This window comes from Enterobacter sp. CPE_E890 (genome assembly GCF_046521475.1).
Lineage (GTDB): Bacteria > Pseudomonadota > Gammaproteobacteria > Enterobacterales > Enterobacteriaceae > Enterobacter > Enterobacter adelaidei.
On the sequence record NZ_JBKFZW010000001.1, the window covers coordinates 74,706 to 92,439 of the forward strand.

The following is a 17,734-nucleotide window of genomic DNA, read 5'->3' on the forward strand; positions in this document are numbered from 1 at the left end:
GTGAAGATTCCCACAGGAGAAAATCGTCAGAGGATAATCACTTCAAGCGATACCTGCTGCTGCCACTGCTCCACCTGCTTTTTCCGTGCAGCGGTGAGTTTACCGCTGGTGACCAGAAGCCATTTACGATCCGGGAATATTTCCGGTGCCAGCGCGGCAGGAGGCGAGGGCAGAATGTCGATCCGGTGACCTTGCCCGGTGCGCGTTAAGGCTTCGAGCCAGATCTCGCACGGGTCATTCAGATGCCAGCCACTGAGCAGAATATTATCGCCAGGCGCTTTTTTATCTCCCTCGAGACAAAACGAGGTGTAGGCGATGATGATGCCATCGAGGATTTCACGCAGGGTCATGGCAGCAGCGACGTTAGCGGAGACCTGACTACGCAAGGGGCGCAGTACGTTCGCGACCAGCTCTGGCCGAGGGTATTCGCGTCCGGCATCGTAAATCATCTGGCGCAGGGACTCGACTTTACCGTCCTGCAGGCGTTGCAGCATGTTCTGTTGCAGGGTTTGCCAGTTATTGGTCCGACCCGGTGTCGGGCGTTCCAGCAGGGGTTTGACCTGGCCAATCGGGACCCCTTTTTTTACCCAGTCGAGGATTTTTAGCGCCTGCTGGACGTCTTCATCGCTGTACTGGCGGTGACCGCCATCCGTGCGCTGCGGCTTGAGTAAACCATAGCGACGCTGCCACGCCCGCAGCGTGGTGGCGGTGATGCCGCTGAGTCTGGCGAATTCGCCGATGGAGTAAGCCATGCCCGTGTCCAGAGTGGAGGAATATTCTCAATATACTACGAATTTTCCCGGACGGGATGAAGCGTCGAAACGGTGCACTACAATTAACGTCCAATCATGCAAATGAAAGGAGTTCTCATGAAGGTATGGCCTGTTGTGACCGGTGTCGCCATCGCTCTGACACTGGTCGCCTGTAAATCTCCTACGCCGCCGAAAGGCGTACAGCCCATTTCAGGCTTTGATGCCAGCCGCTATCTCGGCAAATGGTACGAAATCGCTCGCCTGGAAAACCGCTTTGAACGCGGGCTGGAGCAGGTGACTGCCACCTACGGCAAACGCAGTGACGACGGCATTAGCGTGCTAAACCGGGGTTATGACCCGGTGAAGAAGACGTGGAATGAGAGCGAAGGCAAAGCGTATTTTACCGGTGAACCGACCACGGCGGCGCTGAAGGTGTCGTTCTTCGGCCCGTTCTACGGCGGCTATAACGTGATCAAGCTGGACGATAAGTACCAGTACGCGCTGGTGAGCGGCCCGAACCGCGATTACCTGTGGATTTTGTCGCGTACCCCGACAATCCCGGATGCCGTGAAACAGGATTACCTGAATACCGCGCGCGGTTTGGGTTTTCGTGTTGATCAACTGGTGTGGGTGAAGCAGTGAAGATCGTGCTTTCTTCGTAGGGTATTACTGGTCTGCCTGGATAGACTTTCGTTATTAGCGTAACGGGAGACAACGAGATGAACTGGCAGCCTTTTCGCGGCGACGCGCCGGAAAATATGACGATTTTCAGTGCGTCATTTCCCGATGTCAGCGACCAGTGGCCGATGAAAGACGATGCTGCCCGTGAGATCGCTGCGCTTGACCGGGCGCTGAAAGCCGAGCCAGCGCTCCGGCCCCCGCTGATTGAATACGAAGAAGGCGGGCAGGCCGTGCTTGTCCCTCAGAACCGTTATTCCGAACAGGCTTTTCGTAACCGGCCGGCGCTTACCGCGTGGCGAACGCGACTGGTGCCCTCCGCGCTGGCGTTGTTTGTGGTGCAAAACCCGCTGGAAGACCGTCTGCCTGACGGTACAAAAATGGACAGCGACAGCCGCCAGTGGTTTATCCACGCTAACGATGCGGTTGGCGTGCGCTCCCGTGCCAAAGTACTGGCCGCGCTGGTGGAAAAGTACATTCATAACGAAAGTGAGAACAACTGGGTCAGCCTGGCGAGTGGGGCCGCTATTCCGGTGCTTGAGGCGCTGCGCGAGGCAAAGCTCGACGGTCAGCAGGTTTTTCTCACGCTGGTGGACAAAGACCCCGTGGCGCTCAGCTGGGCCGAAACCATGGCGGCGCAGGAAGGCATTGTGGTGGGCGAACAGCTGACCCTGCTCAGACGCAACTTGTTGCACACGCTGGTGCGTAACGAGGACTTACTGCTGGAGCTGGGCGAGCAGCAGGCCGAGCTTGTCGATGCACTGGGGATTTTCGAATACTTCAACGATACCGATGCGGTGATTTTCCTCCAACGCGCGCTGCGGATGGTCAAGCCCGGCGGCGCGGTGATTGTCTCGAACATGTTGACCAGCAGCCCGCAAATTGACTTTGTGCTGCGGGGTATCGGCTGGGAGGATATTCACCCGAGGTCGTTACAGCAGCTGCAGGATATCCACCTCGCGGCGGGCGTGCCGGTGGAAAACGTCACCGTGGTTGTGCCGAAGGACGGGGTGTATGCGGTGATGGAAATTAAGGTTTAGCACGGTCGGTTCCCTCTCCCTGTGGGAGAGGCCAGGGTGAGGGGGAAAGGAATGTACGGAGTGACTTGAATTAACTTACTTATCCGCACATGATCCCACGATGAAAATAGAAACCGCACACCCCTCACACTTCGAACGTCTGGTCGCGATCTGGGAATCCTCCGTTCGCGCCACCCACCACTTTTTACAGGAAAGCGATATTGCGGCGCTGCGCCCGCTATTGCTCAACGCTTATTTACCTAACCTCAAGGTCGTGATTGCTGAAGATAACGCAGGCGCTATTCACGGCTTTTTAGGCGTTGATGAAAATCGCATTGAAATGTTGTTTGTTGATGATGAGAGCCGGGGGAAGGGCGTCGGGAAATTGCTTCTGCAATACGCCATCGCAGAGTTTGGCGTGAATGAAGTGGATGTGAACGAGCAAAACCCGCAGGGGGTGGAATTTTATCGCCATATGGGGTTTGAGCAGGTTGGCCGCTCAGAGCTGGACGGGCAGGGGAATCCGTTTCCGTTGTTGCATTTGCGGTTGGGTGGGCAGGCTTAACGCCCTCTCCCTGTGGAAGAGGGCGTCTGCAAGCTAGTTACTGGTAATTTGCCCGATGATTACGCCACGCACTTTGTCGCCATCGAAGTAATAAGAGACCGTATTGCTCTGGATGAATCCATTCTGTACTGGCGTCTCATGATAAAAAAGCATCGCTTTCTTTTTTGCGATCTCTTTCTTGCCGAACAATGCGACTAAATTCCCATGCGTCGTATTTAATAATGGAACATTAGCGACTGAGACGCTGACAGGTTCAGTTGTTTTAGCACACTCTTCATGGATGCCATCCCTGGATATGACTAGCGCAGTTAACAATCCTGCACCCATTTCGTTATCCGAGATGAACCAGTAATTCGTGCCATCGTCGTCATGAAGGCAGACCCAGCGTGAGGAACTGTCTTTATTAACTGGTGTGCTGGAGATATCTGACAGGTGAGTAACCTCCATTTGCACGGTTTTCTTGCCTATGGTGATGGTTGGGGAAAGGGGCGCTGTTGTAGAAATTTCCGTCAGCGAGCCGTCTTCATCGTAATACTGGGCCGCAAAGCCGGTCATTCCCGTTGCTGAGACGTGCGAACTGACTGCAACGAGTAATGGCAATAAACAAAATAAACGCTTCATTTGACAATCAATACCGTATCGTTGCTTTTCCAGATACTCCTTCTGGCACTCAGAGGAGCAACGATGCAGCTCGCTGAAGTGTCATCAGAGTGCAGACTGCTTTTACCACTTGCTGTGATTTTCCCGTAGATTTTTTCTCCAGGTTGTTCGAACGAGTGCATAAATTCAATCACTTCTATTGAATCCTCACGATCTTTTATAGACTGAGGGAAACTACCCTTCATTAGTCGTTTAAATTGTGACTTACATTTCAAAACAGGAATTCTAAAAAACGTTATCTGGTCAAATAGAAAGTTATCGTTGAGAGATATGGGGGGTGCCAATTGATGTTAAAAAATTATAAGTTTGATTTATCATTATTCTTCCATTGCAAAAATAATGATAAAAAAACAGCATCAAGTATTGAAATGCTGAATATCACTCAATAATGCATTTGTATCGGGGTTATCGTTTAGCCTGCTTATCCCATTTTAATAAGCCGACGATATCTTTCTCACCTTCGGCTTCTTTCAGCAGGCGCTGCTTTTTTTCAAACTCTATGAATTCTGAGCACGCCTTTTCATCAGCCACTTTCTTGCTGATTTTGCCTGCTCCTTCTAAAACGTCCCGGTCGTTAAATTGCAGGAACTGATCGAGCTTGGTTTGCCAGTCTCGTAAAAATACTTGCTTGCGGCGTTTGGCCTGATCTTCAGCAAAATCGAGCCACATATTAACGACGCGATTAAGCCCGCTCACCTCATCCTGAGACAGATAATTTTTTGCAGTAGTGACATCGCTTTTACGGACTTCTTCGCCTTTATAGCTGGTCAGTCCCATATGTGGTTGAGTGGCGTCCGCACGTTGGTGAATCAACTCAGCAGCGGTGTGCCCAGTGCAGGCAAAATGCAGTTTATTCTGGATAGTCTGGAAGAATTGCGTGGTTTCTTTGAGCGATGGCTGATAGTCAGCGGCTAATGCAAATATCTCCCTCACGCGAAGATAGACCCGGCGTTCGCTGGCCCGTATATCGCGAATGCGTTCCAGCATTTCATCGAAATAGTCAGGTACGGGAGAAGATCCCACAGGCGGATTTTTCAGACGCTCGTCGTCCATAACGAAGCCTTTAACCAAGTATTCCTGTAGCGTTTGGGTGGCCCACTGGCGGAACTGTGTACCTCGTGTGGAGCGGACGCGATAGCCGATAGCGAGAATGACGGGCAGGCTAAAATATTGAACGTTATATACTTTACCATCGCTGGCAGTTGTTCGGTAAAACCGAACAACTGAATTTTCGACCAGCTCACCCTCATCAAAAATGTTCTTGATATGCCCACTGATCGTTGCTTTGGCTTTGCCGTATAACTCACAGATCGTGGCCTGTGAGAGCCACAACGTATCGCTTTCGAAGCGGCATTCAATGCGAACTTTTCCATCCTTGCTGGCAAACATGACGAACTCACCGGCTGGTGAATTTATTAATTCTTCATATGTCATGCTGCCTCCGCGTCATAAGGTTGATGCCCGTAAGCTCGTAGTATGCCAGAAACAGCCGCTAAGCCAGGTGGTTTGTATTTGATTTTGCGAGGCGCTTTCCAGGACGCGGAGTTTGGAGCGCTGCAAGCGCGTCCTCTATCTCAATGAGCTTTGCCTTCGTCCGTTTATAATCATCCTGCAACCTCTGCTCCTGCTCGTTATACGCCACCAAAACGATGCATCCTTTCATCACCTTTACCGTGACCTGCTGCCCGGTATCAAAACCTGCTGCGCGTAGCCACTTGCCGGAAAGGATGATTTTCGGCGTGGATTTGTCGAAAACATTCGGGCGGTATCCCACAATTAATGAACGCTCGATTCCGGATTGGTCGGTGTCTGGGGTAGAATGCGAATCAGCCATAATCAACTCCTTGATAGTTGGTGAGGTTAGACGCTCCGGTTGTGCTCCCGCACATCGGGGCGTTGCAAATACAGGAATTTTAGGTGGCCTCCTATGTGTATCGGAGTAGATGGATAGGTGGCCTCATGTCAATCATATCGCGCGAAAAAAAACCAAAAGGTGGCGGGCAGTCACCGCAGTTTAAAATGCGTATTGATCCGGCATTGAAGGAGCAGTTGGATGCAGTGGCTGCTGAGGAAGGGGTGAGTCTCGCCAGCTGGTTGAAAGAGTTAGCGAGAGAGGTTTTAATTAAAAGAGGTATCTATCCAAAAGGGTGATTATTTATCTGGGGTATCGGGGAAAATACTTTTTAGGCTTTTTATTTTTTCTGAGAATGCTTTATCTCTGTCTTGTAGCATATTATTGATTCTTTCCATCTCATTCATTCGCTGTTCACGATCGCTTTCTAAAACTGAGCTTTTAAGTTCGTCTCTAACATCATTTAGAGCGTTTTGAATAGGTAATGTGCTTTCTTTATATTCTCTCGAGAAATTATTTATTTGGGTATCAAGAATTGAGGCTGTGTTATTTATTATAGTTGTTGCTTCCAGCTCTTTTGATGCCCAAAGATAACCAGAAATACTAGCTATAAGATTCACAATAAAAAACATTGAAGTAATAACAACGATATGTGCTGTTGGACGATTAGATTGATTAAGGCTAATAATTGCACGGTATGAATAATAGACAATAGCGGCAATTAAACCGAGATATCCAGCTTTTAACAATTCTGGAAGCATATTTAGAATAGCCTTTCAATGAAGGTGAAGTTAACATTTTTGGCGGAGATCACAGGAGTCGCATATGATGATTAACTTATTGATTTTTTATTAATTTTTTTCAGGGATAAATAACTAACCCCCATAAGCACCCCCAGATGATTTTGCTTGTGTGGATCAGGGGTATGACTAGGCTGTGTCCCTTAATTGCATAATCTTTTGTAAAACAGTCTGATACAGCCCAGTTTAACCATCGCCAGATAATTCCTCGCCGTTTTGTCATAACGTGTGGCTATGCGACGATATTCTTTCAGGCGACCAAAGCAACGTTCAACAACATTGCGATTACGGTAAGCATCACGATCGAGTTGTGAACGACCATCTGAGGCCATTTTTTCATTGGATTTGCGAGGAATGACGGCTTTTATACCCTTGTTTTTCAGTTCGTTCCGTAACGCATGTCCGGAGTAGGCTTTATCTGCCAGTACGGCATGACCACGTCGCTTCATGCTGCCATTCTGGCGCTGAACACCAATACCGTCCAGCAGACGTTGTGCGAACTGGCTTTCATGGGCTTGTCCGGGGCTCAGCACAATATTTAACGGCAGACCGCTTCCGTCTGTCGCCAGATGGATTTTGGTGCCAAAACCGCCGCGAGAGCGACCCAGCCCATTATCTCCGGCGATATCGGGATGTTTTTTTGAGCCCCGGCTGCACATTTGAGTGCACGGATATTACTGCCATCCAATGCTGTCGCTGACCAGTCAATAAGACTGTTTGTATCAAGTAACGTAAGTAACTTGTTGAAAATCATGTTAATCACTCCTGACTTTGACCACCGGTTAAAACGGTTGTAAACGGTCTTCCATGGACCATATCGTTCAGGCAAATCGCGCCATGGTGCGCCTGAACACAGCACCCAGAACATACCATTGATGACCATACGGTGTTCTGCCCATGGGCGTCCGGCCCGTGGTGTTGCTGGTTCAGCAGGTAATAAGGGCTGGATGAGAGCCCATGCATCATCGGGAAGGTCGTAACGAGCCATAGTTCAATGTGTTGTGGAAACAGGCAGTTACTATAGCTCAGGTGATTAAGGGACACAGCCTAGCTGTTTTTTAGCCGTTTTTTCACTGTGGCAAGGCGGCATCCACTTCTCACCTTCCGCTTCTATTAAGTGCCTAGTTGTTCTGTAAACCGAGCGATTGAAGTTTGGCACATTAAGTTTGCCAACAACCAGCTACGCGTTCAAGTTTGGTTGAACAAACCAGTTCATGATGATCAATTAAGACTTCAGCTTCTTTCTGCATGATATGTTGTCCGTAATAGTAAACGCGCCCACCAATAATAGCGGGCGCATTATGCAATGAATGTTTAAGGAGGAAAGTTCGACATTTGAACTGGGAAAACAGTTCGCAATATTCACCCCATTACGTTGTTACGGCTTTGCCGCAACAAACCAGTTGCCTGCCGCGCTCGCAGAATGTCTACAGCCCGGAGATAAGGGGATTGTTCCTGCCAGCTAAATCCCTTCCTGTCGATACGGACCAGTTCGTATTTCTCCACCAGAAAATTCACGGCATCAGCCATTGTGATACCGGCATTGATGTGTTCCTGAATTACGGTTTCATCACTGAACGGGGTGTCGTTTAGCGTCAGGCCATAGTGTTTTTCGAGCAGTCGGGTCAGCAGCATTTGCCAGACTGCCACGGGTGACAGGCAGGGCTTTACCGCCCGCGAAGTTGTTGCAGGTTGAGATTTCATGTTTGCTCTCGTGAAAGTAATTAGCGCGGAGTGGGGTAAACGGTGATGTATACGTAGCCGCAACTGCCAAGAGTATCGGCTTCGCAGGTGAAACCGTTGTGATACAGGGTGACGCAGTGGGCGTGTTGCGGATTCAGTTCGCCCATGGTCAGCATGGATTCCATCTGGCTGATAAAGTGCGGGAATGTGTCATCCAGCTTCCGGCATCCGGCGTCACTGAACTTGCCGGTGATGCTGGCCCGGTCAGCTAAATAATGCAGCCGGTTCCCCTCCTGTACCAGACGGGCTCCCAGGCGTGGCGTGATATCCCGCTGCAGGCCCCATGTGATGTTACACATTGATAACCTCATTTATTGTCAGTTCAGGGTAATACTCATCAGACAAGCATACGGTCCGTTGCGGTCCTGGCGGCGTTCGGCGTATACCGCCAGCACACCGGGAATATCCGGAACGTCCCTGCCGGTGTAATGACAGACGCTGCCGTGCCACTGATATTTGCCGGTGCAGTAGCGAAAGATTCGGGACTCAGGATGCTGGCGGTATATCGTCATTGCCCGGCGTTTACTGATAATTTTCATGTAATACCTCACAGCAGACCGTGTTCAGCGAACGAATATATTTGCCTGCCGCCGACAATCAAGTGGTCAGGGACGCGGATATCCACCAGCTGAAGCACCTGCACCAGTCGCTGCGTGAGGGTTTTATCGGCCTGGCTGGGTGTCGTCTCGCCGGAAGGATGGTTATGCGCGAGTATCACCGCCGCCGCGTTGAAGTGCAGAGCACGTTTGACCACTTCCCGGGGATGCACCTCAGTACGATTAATCGTGCCGGTAAAGAGCGTCTCATGGGCGATAAGCTGGTTCTGGTTATCCAGATACAGCACCCGGAACTCTTCCCGCTCAAGCGCGGCCATGTGCAGTCGCAGCCATTCACGTACGGCGTGGGTGGAGGTGAAGGCCACGCCGGGCTCATGCAGGTGCCGGTACAGAGCCCTGATCGCCCGCTGAATGAGACGCCGGTCCTGTGGTGTCATCTCGCCGGGTATAAAGGAAAGCTGTTTCATCCGTTGTTCCTCCGTTCAGTCGATGATACGCAGAATGGCGTGGGCTTCTGGATGCTGCAGGGCATAGTCCCGCAGGCGGTAATAGTGCGCGGTCATTGCGTCACACTCTGTACGGCAGGCGTGATGGCTGTATTCAATCAGGCAGACAGCGATGCCTGCGGCTTCCGCGCTCATTTGAGCATCATTGCCGTTCACGCTGTTGAGCAGATGCCATTTATCGTCACTGTCAGCATCAGGGGCCATAAACGCGCCGCCATTGCTGAGGGTGTAGAACGACCAGATGCCGCCGCTGTAGCCCTCACAGAAGCGGTCCATCCAGGCAAAAATACGCGGCTCCAGGGTTAGCCACTGCGAGATAGCGCCAAAGTGCTGCGGCCAGAAGCAGATACGCTGTTCGTCAGGTACCTGCGTGACGGTCAGTTCAAATTCGGGTTCGTTAGCAGATGCGAGGTTGTTTTGTGTCGCTGTTGTCATGGGTATGTCTCCATTAATAAAAAACGCCAGCGGCGATGGCTGGCGTATGGGGGGATCAAAGGTATTGGGGAAGGTGAAATGTCGCGGGCAAATGCTTCGGGATCAGCGGATAGAGGTGTCTGAGCGGATGCCTGAGGTGCGGATATAGCGGTTAAGACCTTCACCGGCATCCGGCTCAAAGTTCCATGCCCGCCAGACCATCCGCCCTTCAGTGTCGCGAACCACCAGGCGGAAGTGACTGCCCTGGTCGTCTTCGAGTGTGATATTGCTGTATGCGGTAGTAACCGCTTGCGCTTGTCTCCGGGTGAAGGGGCCGGGTGGCAGCAACACGGATTGGGACATTTTCAGGCTCCTGATAAAAGAAAACCCCGGCAGCCTGCTGGCTTTCGGGGTGGGTTTGCTGGGGAAGGTACGGCTATCAGTCGTTACCGCAGTCTCCGGGAGTGGGCAGAACTTTCTCTGCGTTCTTCAGGTCCACAGTGAAAGTCCCCGCTTTACGGTCATTGACGTAGACGTCGAATTGTCCGGTCTTACGGATGTCCATGATGAAGTCAAACCAGGCGTTATCGCCGTTACGCCAGCCCAGGCTGGAAGGAATAACGTACTGCTGGTGATTCATTACCACGGTGATCGTGGTGCCGTCATTGTGCGAACTGACCATCCTGTCATCCGTCTGGGTCAGAAAAACAGAATGCTGGTAGAAACCGTTCTGGTCCGGATTTCCCGTGCAATTGATGGTAAACATTTTCCCACTGGCATCCGTCACGCTGTATTCCGTATTGCCCTGGCCATAGCCCTGCTGCCAGAGTCCAGGAACCGCAGAGGCTGTAAAACTGGTAAACAGTGAACATGCCAGTACAAACCGGCTTAGTGAACCTATTGTCATTTCTGTCTCCTTTATCGTTGTTTTTATTCGTGGTTCTCAGGGTTTGAGGGTATCAGCAGTCGACCCATCAGTTTTCCGTCATGGGAGTACTCAAAGTATCTTTCTTTGGTATACGGGTCCGTCACATCCTGGTATTCCAGTTTGATGTTATCGGCAATACACAGCGCATTCATCAGTGGCTGGACGGTTTTTTCCTGCATATCCACGAGGTAGTAGTAACTGCCACCCTCGCAGCCATCGGGCGACTCACGGGTACGTAAGACCTGCAAGGTGAGACCGGATAAGTAGTCAACCTGTGACCATTCTTCGCTGACATCATCCTGGTGGCTGACCACATCGCTGAAATGCGGCGGGGTGAGATCCTTAAATTTACTGATGGCCGTCAGGTCATCACTTCTGTCATCGCATGCGCTGAGAAACAGAGTGGTGGCAACCAGCGCCAGCAGAGGTAGTGCTTTACGTTTCATTATTTTTTCCCTGAAATCAGCCGAACCACTTTGGCAAAGACATAAATGCCCACGAAAATACCCACCGGCACGCCGACGAACGGTGTCAGCGCGACACTGGCGGCACCTGCTGCACCTCCGCCCGTCAATAGTGCAGCAACCGTGGCAAGTGTCAGGGCCGTGAGGCTGTCGGACACCCCGGTTTTGTTCAGAATGATGACGATGACAACAATGGCGATAATGGCAATAACGGGCATAGGGCTCCTCCCTGTTGCCGGGTTGATAACAACGCTTGCGCTATTCTGGTGGGCTGTCGGCCGGAACAAACGTAAGCAGTGACTGCTGGATAAAGCGAAAATGGGGTAAGGTCTGAATAAAGACCGGGTCTTCAACAAGACGACACAGACTGTCGTTACGCCGGAAAGTCTCCTGCAGGGGCTGAACCAGATGGATTTCATCCAGGGTGAATACTGCGATATGTCCGTCGTGCTCTGCCACCAGATACCAGGCCTGCTGGTGGATGAGTAACCGGCAGGGAGCCAGCCTCTCACAGCGTCTCCCCTCCGCAATCAGCGTCACCCGCTTGCGCTCGGTAATAGCCTGAATCAGTCGCCAGAAACACAATGCGCCTGACGGCGAAGAAACCGGACTGGCTGGTGCTATTACGCAGGGGGACTCATCGCACATCAGCAGTGCGTTCACCAGACGACGGTCAAAGCCAGGGAAAAGACCGGCCATCCCGCTGCGGTGGGCAAAGATAAGCACGTCGGGCACCATCTGCGTCTCACTGCCCGCAGTGCGTAAGCGGCAATATCCGGACTGATACTCCAGGTCCAGATACATCAGCCGCTCACGAAAATCACGCCGCAGCGTGCGCACCGACACACCAAACTCAGCGGCAAGCTTACGCACACTCAGCGTTTCCCCTGCCACCAGACGGCTGATTATCAGTGACAGCCTGACAGCCAGCCGGTCATGGCGGCGTTCTGCCTGTGTCATGAGACGTTCTCCGTGGAATTTAACTGACTGAAAATGATGTGATTACTTTAAAGAGGGGGTCGGACAGGGTATGGACACCACAGAAACTATTTTTCATTTCTGCAAAAGCCAGAGGCAGCGGGGGTTACAGGCCTTCCCTCGGTGAGTGAGGACCGTCAGCACGGTGCGATGCGGACAGGTGGTGTCCGATATTAACAAAGCAGCAACATTAAACGGTCACTGCAGTTGCGTGAGCAGGGCTTCCGCCATCACCCACAGTGCCCGGTTAAGTTTCACGTCCCCGTCGATACCGCGAACGGCACGGGTATGTGACCGTCCTCCTTTGGCATTACGGCCACTGAGCCCGCCCTTAATCAGGTTCTCCTGAATACGCTGGTACGTGGTCCACAGGTCATTGCTCTCATCCTGCCAGCGGCGAGGGGAGAGGATCTGCGATTCAGTCACCGGCTGGTGGTCTTCACCAAAGCGGTATGTGAGGGCGGCTTTTGCCAGTGCCTGCTGTGCCGGGGGTGGCAACAGCAACGACTGCATGGCATCCTGTTTCTCCTCCACCCGGTCAAAAATCCCCAGCACCTCATACGCGCCTTCAATCACCTGACTCACCACGTCCCCCTTGTGTGGCACCCGCACCTCGCCAAACGACTCACCGCAGACGAGCCCGTTCTGACAAACCGCACGAAATAGTCCCGGCAACATCTGATACGAACTGGTTCCATCGTGAGAGTTGAGTAGAATAATTTCCGGCACCTGTTTACCGGTGATCTGCCCTTCCCGCCGCAGACGCAGCATATGCTTTGTATGTTCACGACGACCCGGGTCACGCACTCGGGTCTGACAGGCAAAGAATGGCTGGAAGCCTTCTCGCTGTAGGCTGTCGAGCAGGGAGATGGTGGGTATATAGGTATAACGCTCACTACGGGACTCGTGTTTGTCCTCACTGAATACACTGGGCACTACGCGAAACAGCTCTTCACGGGTTAACGGACGGTCGCGACGGATAAGGTTTGCTGCGCCAAAGCGCGAAGCCAGACGGGTCATAAGCAGACTCCTCATAACGGGAAAACAAATAAAAGGGATCCCCGTCGCATCGGCGACAGGGGCAGGGAAGTAACAGGGATGGGTTAAATACTCAGAAGAAGAAATCCCAGACGGCGCGGGCCACTGACACCACCGTGGTGCGCACGGCCTGAATGACGGCCCGCACCGGGGCGGGTATCAGGGGAAAGGCACTGATGCTATCGAGTACGGCCCCGACGGTTTCACCAAAATCGCTACGAGCCTGTTCCCGGACTACCGTCGTGCGAAAGGAAGGATGGAGTTGCGACACCACCGGGCTGGTGGCCTCACGTGGCAGGCACTTAATCATCCGCTCGGCCATCACCTTAAGCCCCCATTGTAGACGGACCGACACAGCACACACCGGATGGACGGGCTGGAACAGCTCATGCAGCAGGCAGATTTTGCGGCTGATATTCTGCTTCTGCGCCGTGGACAACTGTCCCCCACCGCTGGTAGGTTCGGCCTTATCCGACTGGCTGATAACAAACAGCACCTTATGCCGGTATACCTCTCCAATCACCTGATGATAAAAATGTTCATCCACCGCCAGCGCCCGGTCATCGGCCTTAATCAGCCACAGGACCAGGTCGAGGCGAGGAAGCTGTTCGCGGTACAGCGCAGCATACTCGGTATCGCGAGCGCCACTTTCGCCCACGCCGGGCAGATCCATCAGCGTCATATAGCGGTCGCCGACTTGCAGGCGAAAGCGCAGTGGCTCACGGGTACAGGCAGCCACATCGCTGACCGGTGATATATCTCCGGCAAACAGGGCATTGCACAGACTGCTCTTCCCAACACCGGTTTTGCCCATAATGCCGATCACTGGCTCGTAATGGGTTAACTGATTTATCTGCAGCAATAAACGTTCAGACACCCACTGTGGCAGGCTGGAAAGCGAATGATTTAATGACTGCAAACCTTGCTGGTTATTCATGACGACTCCTGCAATAAATAAAACTAAAAACGGCAGGACCGTAAAGCTCTGCCGTTATGCTGGTATATTCATGAGAGTAATATATATCTAACTTAGTTTTAATTCTTAAACCTTTTGTCTTTCCATGCAAGATTGATAGCATGCTCAATAACCCGAGAGTTAGATATCCCCTCAGAGATGGAAATATCCCGTATTTTGTCATGAGTTTCTTCAGAGACATTAACATTAAGCACTTTGAGATTTCCTGTCCTTTTCTTAACCCTTGATTTTTGAGTGCTTAGTGCACTTTTAAACCTTGTCAGGAAAAGCTTTTTATCAGCGTCACTGTTTTCATACCACGAGAACCAAGTGAAATAGGATGCATAACAAAATGCGAGTTTCTCCTCCATGCTTTCCCCTATTGGATATTCGCTCAGAGCCACCTTATTTTCCCGCAGGTAAGTGATTAGCCACTTAAGGGTCACACCGGTACTACCATTGACATCATTAAAAATATTTTGCCCCACAATCATATCGCTCCATTCACGATGAGATTTAATTATGTACTCTCTCATGCTTAGTGTAGGAGTAAGTTGTCGTACAATTTCTTTCAGGTAGTTAACCCTGGCATTATGCTCTGGGGGTAGCAATTTCCCAGACACTTTAAAATTATAAATACAAAAATTTTCAGTAAATCTATCACTAGAAGTTTTGGGCATGCTTACTGATAATTCAGTTTTAACAAGAAACCAATAACTGGCTCGAGGGTCACAAACGAACCACTCTAATTCGTCTGGTAAAGGGCTGGAGTTTTTCACGATAGCATAGGCATTATTTATTAAAGAATCAGCGCCTTGTTCATCAAATTCATTATGTGCCAAAAACTGCCGAACTCTCTCTTCATAACCCTTTACGTTAATTTCCCCTGCATCAGGTGAGTAATCTACACCCAAAGTCTTTAAGGCAGAATACAACATATTAACTTCATGTTTATCATCAAAAAACTGAACCATGACCCCCACCAATAATCACTACGTGATTTCATGCATAAAGGTTGTCATTTTACTAAAGTAAATTATTCATTATCAATATATATCATATGCATAGAGACAAAAAATCATCATTTTGTGTTACTTGTCACCTTTCCCAGCCCAGAACTCTGATTCGCCTGAAGCAAAACCGTTAGGTTAGAACCATGACTATGCTGGTGGTTTTTATTTGATTGTACTTTCAAATAATTAAGGTTAATTAATATAATTAATAAGAGCTCCATCTTAGATACCCACAGATATAAAAATACAACACATCCCCTTCCTCTGAACCATAACCTCAGAGGAAACAATATGAACGATAACTATCCATATATTGCAAAATATAAAATGGACTGGTTTTTACATAGTCTGATAAATCACCATCTGAACAAAGTCATTGAACGCTATTCAAAGGTTCTCGGTATTCGACTGGACTTTTCGTACAACCAGAACTCAGAACGTTACAAAAAGGAGTACAGTTGTCTTCAGGAGGATCTTCGAAAGCTATTTTGGCAAGTTGAACAGGAACATGGTGTAGCTGGATTTTTCTGGGTGATTGAATATGGTCAGGACAGTAGGTTTCATTCTCACTCGGTGGTGTATCTGGATGGGCAAAAAATACGTAAAGCATTTCCGATAGCAGAACGCATAGGTGCTTTGTGGAAGGAAATAACGCAAGGGGAAGGTAAATATCATCGATGTGAATATAAGGAGTGTTATAAAGCGGATATAAACAAAACTATTAACCATCTGGATACCGATTATATCCATGGCTTGAGATATATCATCAGCTACCTTGCCAAACAGGAACAAAAGCATGGAATGCATATTTACGCCTGTAATGAGGTACCGCCACCAAGTGGATTAGGCCGCCCAAGAAACGTGTAAACGAAGTATTCAATGCAGGAGATTATCACCCCTGCATATTTTTACAACAGAAGCCATTGATGTGGAGGAGCTGACGGTAATGATTGGTTTACTACCAGCTCCGGTTATTCATCCTTAACCGGAACACATCATCATGTATACAAAACCTACACTACTTGAAGATCAATTCATTGATATGAAATTCATTACCCAGCTTACTGGCCTGAGCGATAAATGGTTCTATAAACTGATACAGGACGGGATGTTTCCAAAACCAATTAAGTTGGGTAGGGCATCTCGCTGGCTTAAAAGTGATCTTGAAGAATGGTTATATTGTCGTATTAACGAATCGAGGAACTAATTGTTTCTTATTGAAACCTGCGTTGAAAATTAAATATTAAATATTAAATATTAAATATTAAATATTAAATGTTAATGCACTGGGTACCGCCTCTTCATGTAAGGCTTACCCTGCATGCACGGATCTACCATCTTTGGAATGCCCTTTATCGCTCTCGACGGTAATGGCCGTCTGATTGGTGCCAGAACGGTATATACATCTCACGACGATCTGCCGTCTTTGCAATACCATCCTGAGTAAGACACGCAACGCTCATAGTTTGCACATATAGAATCGTGATTTAACACCATCTGATGTAGCCCCCTGAAACACCGGACAGTAGCTGTATCTCCAGATAAGAGATAGGCTTGAATATATGTCTAACACTAACGCCAATTTTGAGATGACCGGGATCCTGTTAGGGCAAGAAGTCCGTAAACGTAAAACTCCTCAGGAGAAGATCGCCATTATCCAGCAGACGATGGAGCCGGGTATGAATGTCTCCCATGTCGCCCGCCTGCATGGTATCCAGCCCAGCCTGCTGTTTAAGTGGAAGAAGCAATATCAGGAAGGCAGCCTCACCGCCGTTGCGGCTGGAGAGGAAGTCGTTCCTGCTTCTGAGCTTACTGCTGCTCTGAAGCAGGTCCGGGAGCTTCAGCGCCTTCTGGGCAAGAAGACGATGGAAGTTGAGATCCTGAAAGAAGCCGTGGAGTACGGTCAGTCGCGAAAATGGATAGCGCACACGCCCTTGTTGCCAAAGGACGGGGAATAGCCCTGGTCAGCCGGACCATGGGCGTGTCGCGTGCGCAACTGTCACTGCGGATTAACCGTTCTGCCGACTGGCAGGACAGGCGCTGTAACCGGCGTAATGAAGAAGCAGACGCAGAAATACTGTCGGCTATCCTCAACATTATCAGCGATATGCCGAGTTATGGTTATCGACGCGTGTGGGGCATCCTGCGCAAGCAACGTCGCACAGAGGGACAGCCACCTGTGAATGCCAAACGGCTTTACAGGATAATGAGCGAGCATAACCTGTTGTTGTTGCATCACAAACCAGAGCGACCGAAGCGTGAACATAAGGGCAAGATAGCGGTGGCAGAAAGCGATATGCGCTGGTGTTCAGATGGCTTCGAGTTCGGCTGCGACAACGGCGAAAAACTGCGGGTAACGTTCGCGCTGGACTGCTGCGACCGTGAGGCCATAGACTGGGCAGCAAGCACGGGAGGCTATGACAGTTCGACCGTGCAGGATGTGATGCTGAGGTCGGTGGAAAAGCGCTTCGGCGACAGGTTGCCCGACACAGCGGTGCAGTGGCTGACGGATAACGGTTCAGCGTATACCGCGTATGAAACGCGGAGGTTCGCGAGAGAGCTGAATCTGGAGCCCTGCACAACAGCGGTGAGCAGCCCGCAGAGTAATGGCATGGCCGAACGGTTCGTGAAAACGATGAAAGAAGACTATATCGCGTTCATGCCAAAACCGGATGTGAGAACAGCACTGCGAAACCTTGCAGCAGCGTTCACGCATTACAACGAATGGCATCCGCACAGCGCGCTGGGATATCACTCCCCGAGGGAATACCGGCGGCAGCGGACATCGTTAACTTAAGATACTAAAGCTGTT

27 protein-coding genes are annotated in these 17,734 nt (G+C 50.3%); 8 read left to right on the forward strand and 19 right to left on the reverse strand.

What is annotated here, in order from left to right:
* Positions 1 to 26 precede the first annotated feature (26 nt).
* Positions 27 to 752: a MerR family transcriptional regulator gene (locus ACLHV9_RS00315; RefSeq protein ID WP_028017826.1), complete on the reverse strand. Its 726-nt coding sequence runs from the start codon at positions 750 to 752 to the stop codon at positions 27 to 29.
* Positions 753 to 869: 117 nt separating this feature from the next.
* On the opposite strand from ACLHV9_RS00315, the gene ACLHV9_RS00320 reads away from it, so the two are divergent.
* The 3 genes from ACLHV9_RS00320 (at position 870) to ACLHV9_RS00330 (ending at position 3,014) form a co-directional block, all read left to right on the forward strand.
* Positions 870 to 1,394 carry a lipocalin family protein gene (locus tag ACLHV9_RS00320; protein ID WP_028017827.1) on the forward strand — a complete coding sequence of 175 codons (525 nt, stop codon included), beginning with the start codon at positions 870 to 872 and terminating at the stop codon, positions 1,392 to 1,394.
* A gap of 77 nt (positions 1,395 to 1,471) precedes the next feature.
* Positions 1,472 to 2,470 carry a class I SAM-dependent methyltransferase gene (locus tag ACLHV9_RS00325; RefSeq protein ID WP_108089310.1) on the forward strand — a complete coding sequence of 333 codons (999 nt, stop codon included), beginning with the start codon at positions 1,472 to 1,474 and terminating at the stop codon, positions 2,468 to 2,470.
* A 100-nt stretch (positions 2,471 to 2,570) separates the two neighbouring features.
* A complete protein-coding gene (locus tag ACLHV9_RS00330; RefSeq protein WP_028017829.1) occupies positions 2,571 to 3,014 on the forward strand; it encodes an acetyltransferase in 444 nt (147 codons plus the stop codon).
* Between the two features lie 33 nt (positions 3,015 to 3,047).
* Here ACLHV9_RS00330 and ACLHV9_RS00335 read toward each other — a convergent pair whose 3' ends face one another.
* The 3 genes from ACLHV9_RS00335 to ACLHV9_RS00345 form a co-directional block, all read right to left on the reverse strand.
* Positions 3,048 to 3,635: a hypothetical protein gene (locus ACLHV9_RS00335; protein ID WP_256124987.1), complete on the reverse strand. Its 588-nt coding sequence runs from the start codon at positions 3,633 to 3,635 to the stop codon at positions 3,048 to 3,050.
* Between the two features lie 444 nt (positions 3,636 to 4,079).
* A complete protein-coding gene (locus tag ACLHV9_RS00340) occupies positions 4,080 to 5,108 on the reverse strand; it encodes a virulence RhuM family protein (RefSeq protein ID WP_139156808.1) in 1,029 nt (342 codons plus the stop codon).
* Between the two features lie 58 nt (positions 5,109 to 5,166).
* On the reverse strand, positions 5,167 to 5,508 hold the full coding sequence (locus ACLHV9_RS00345; RefSeq protein WP_407220035.1) for a SymE family type I addiction module toxin: 342 nt from the start codon (positions 5,506 to 5,508) through the stop codon (positions 5,167 to 5,169).
* 125 nt (positions 5,509 to 5,633) lie between these two features.
* On the opposite strand from ACLHV9_RS00345, the gene ACLHV9_RS00350 reads away from it, so the two are divergent.
* Positions 5,634 to 5,825 (forward strand): toxin-antitoxin system HicB family antitoxin, encoded by a 192-nt coding sequence (locus ACLHV9_RS00350; RefSeq protein WP_108089333.1) that lies wholly within the window; start codon positions 5,634 to 5,636, stop codon positions 5,823 to 5,825.
* On the opposite strand, the gene ACLHV9_RS00355 is transcribed toward ACLHV9_RS00350, so the two are convergent.
* The 15 genes from ACLHV9_RS00355 to ACLHV9_RS00425 all read right to left on the reverse strand — a co-directional run bounded on the left by ACLHV9_RS00355 (position 5,826) and on the right by ACLHV9_RS00425 (position 14,883).
* Positions 5,826 to 6,287 (reverse strand): hypothetical protein, encoded by a 462-nt coding sequence (locus ACLHV9_RS00355; protein ID WP_108089313.1) that lies wholly within the window; start codon positions 6,285 to 6,287, stop codon positions 5,826 to 5,828.
* A 182-nt stretch (positions 6,288 to 6,469) separates the two neighbouring features.
* A protein-coding gene (locus ACLHV9_RS00360) for an IS5 family transposase (protein WP_100245687.1) occupies positions 6,470 to 7,314 on the reverse strand; the annotation gives its coding sequence in 2 pieces (ribosomal slippage) (positions 6,470 to 6,969 and positions 6,969 to 7,314; 846 coding nt in all).
* A gap of 374 nt (positions 7,315 to 7,688) precedes the next feature.
* Complete coding sequence (locus tag ACLHV9_RS00365; RefSeq protein ID WP_057061651.1) at positions 7,689 to 8,030, reverse strand: TA system toxin CbtA family protein; 342 nt, start codon at positions 8,028 to 8,030, stop codon at positions 7,689 to 7,691.
* 20 nt (positions 8,031 to 8,050) lie between these two features.
* A complete protein-coding gene (locus ACLHV9_RS00370) occupies positions 8,051 to 8,368 on the reverse strand; it encodes a type IV toxin-antitoxin system YeeU family antitoxin (RefSeq protein WP_057061652.1) in 318 nt (105 codons plus the stop codon).
* An 18-nt stretch (positions 8,369 to 8,386) separates the two neighbouring features.
* Positions 8,387 to 8,608 (reverse strand): DUF987 domain-containing protein, encoded by a 222-nt coding sequence (locus ACLHV9_RS00375; RefSeq protein ID WP_057061653.1) that lies wholly within the window; start codon positions 8,606 to 8,608, stop codon positions 8,387 to 8,389.
* 8 nt (positions 8,609 to 8,616) lie between these two features.
* Positions 8,617 to 9,093 (reverse strand): RadC family protein, encoded by a 477-nt coding sequence (locus ACLHV9_RS00380; protein WP_057061654.1) that lies wholly within the window; start codon positions 9,091 to 9,093, stop codon positions 8,617 to 8,619.
* A gap of 15 nt (positions 9,094 to 9,108) precedes the next feature.
* The gene (locus ACLHV9_RS00385) at positions 9,109 to 9,567 is read right to left on the reverse strand and encodes an antirestriction protein (RefSeq protein WP_057061655.1); all 459 of its coding nucleotides are present in this window, start codon (positions 9,565 to 9,567) and stop codon (positions 9,109 to 9,111) included.
* A 102-nt stretch (positions 9,568 to 9,669) separates the two neighbouring features.
* Entirely contained in the window at positions 9,670 to 9,909 is a 240-nt protein-coding gene (locus tag ACLHV9_RS00390) for a DUF905 domain-containing protein (RefSeq protein WP_057061656.1), read from the reverse strand.
* 76 nt (positions 9,910 to 9,985) lie between these two features.
* Positions 9,986 to 10,453, reverse strand: a complete 468-nt coding sequence (gene ykfB, locus ACLHV9_RS00395; protein ID WP_057061657.1) for a protein YkfB — start codon at positions 10,451 to 10,453, stop codon at positions 9,986 to 9,988.
* 23 nt (positions 10,454 to 10,476) lie between these two features.
* Positions 10,477 to 10,920, reverse strand: a complete 444-nt coding sequence (locus ACLHV9_RS00400; protein WP_057061658.1) for a YfjS/YafY family lipoprotein — start codon at positions 10,918 to 10,920, stop codon at positions 10,477 to 10,479.
* A complete protein-coding gene (ypjK, locus tag ACLHV9_RS00405) occupies positions 10,920 to 11,156 on the reverse strand; it encodes a protein YpjK (protein WP_032181217.1) in 237 nt (78 codons plus the stop codon). The genes ACLHV9_RS00400 and ypjK overlap by 1 nt, the downstream gene beginning before the upstream one ends.
* Positions 11,157 to 11,196: 40 nt before the next feature.
* Positions 11,197 to 11,898, reverse strand: coding sequence for a WYL domain-containing protein (locus ACLHV9_RS00410; RefSeq protein ID WP_057061659.1), 702 nt, complete (start codon positions 11,896 to 11,898; stop codon positions 11,197 to 11,199).
* 216 nt (positions 11,899 to 12,114) lie between these two features.
* On the reverse strand, positions 12,115 to 12,936 hold the full coding sequence (locus tag ACLHV9_RS00415) for a DUF932 domain-containing protein (protein ID WP_057061660.1): 822 nt from the start codon (positions 12,934 to 12,936) through the stop codon (positions 12,115 to 12,117).
* A gap of 91 nt (positions 12,937 to 13,027) precedes the next feature.
* Positions 13,028 to 13,891: a GTPase family protein gene (locus ACLHV9_RS00420; RefSeq protein WP_057061661.1), complete on the reverse strand. Its 864-nt coding sequence runs from the start codon at positions 13,889 to 13,891 to the stop codon at positions 13,028 to 13,030.
* A gap of 98 nt (positions 13,892 to 13,989) precedes the next feature.
* Positions 13,990 to 14,883 carry a hypothetical protein gene (locus tag ACLHV9_RS00425; RefSeq protein ID WP_057061662.1) on the reverse strand — a complete coding sequence of 298 codons (894 nt, stop codon included), beginning with the start codon at positions 14,881 to 14,883 and terminating at the stop codon, positions 13,990 to 13,992.
* Between the two features lie 330 nt (positions 14,884 to 15,213).
* On the opposite strand from ACLHV9_RS00425, the gene ACLHV9_RS00430 reads away from it, so the two are divergent.
* From ACLHV9_RS00430 to ACLHV9_RS00445, 4 genes are all read left to right on the forward strand, one after another.
* Entirely contained in the window at positions 15,214 to 15,789 is a 576-nt protein-coding gene (locus ACLHV9_RS00430) for an inovirus-type Gp2 protein (protein ID WP_057061663.1), read from the forward strand.
* A gap of 133 nt (positions 15,790 to 15,922) precedes the next feature.
* Positions 15,923 to 16,129, forward strand: a complete 207-nt coding sequence (locus tag ACLHV9_RS00435) for a helix-turn-helix transcriptional regulator (RefSeq protein WP_048241909.1) — start codon at positions 15,923 to 15,925, stop codon at positions 16,127 to 16,129.
* A 114-nt stretch (positions 16,130 to 16,243) separates the two neighbouring features.
* Entirely contained in the window at positions 16,244 to 16,369 is a 126-nt protein-coding gene (locus tag ACLHV9_RS00440) for a hypothetical protein (RefSeq protein ID WP_256473287.1), read from the forward strand.
* A 142-nt stretch (positions 16,370 to 16,511) separates the two neighbouring features.
* A protein-coding gene (locus ACLHV9_RS00445; RefSeq protein WP_100245688.1) for an IS3 family transposase occupies positions 16,512 to 17,719 on the forward strand; the annotation gives its coding sequence in 2 pieces (ribosomal slippage) (positions 16,512 to 16,833 and positions 16,833 to 17,719; 1,209 coding nt in all).
* The last annotated feature ends 15 nt before the right edge of the window (positions 17,720 to 17,734 follow it).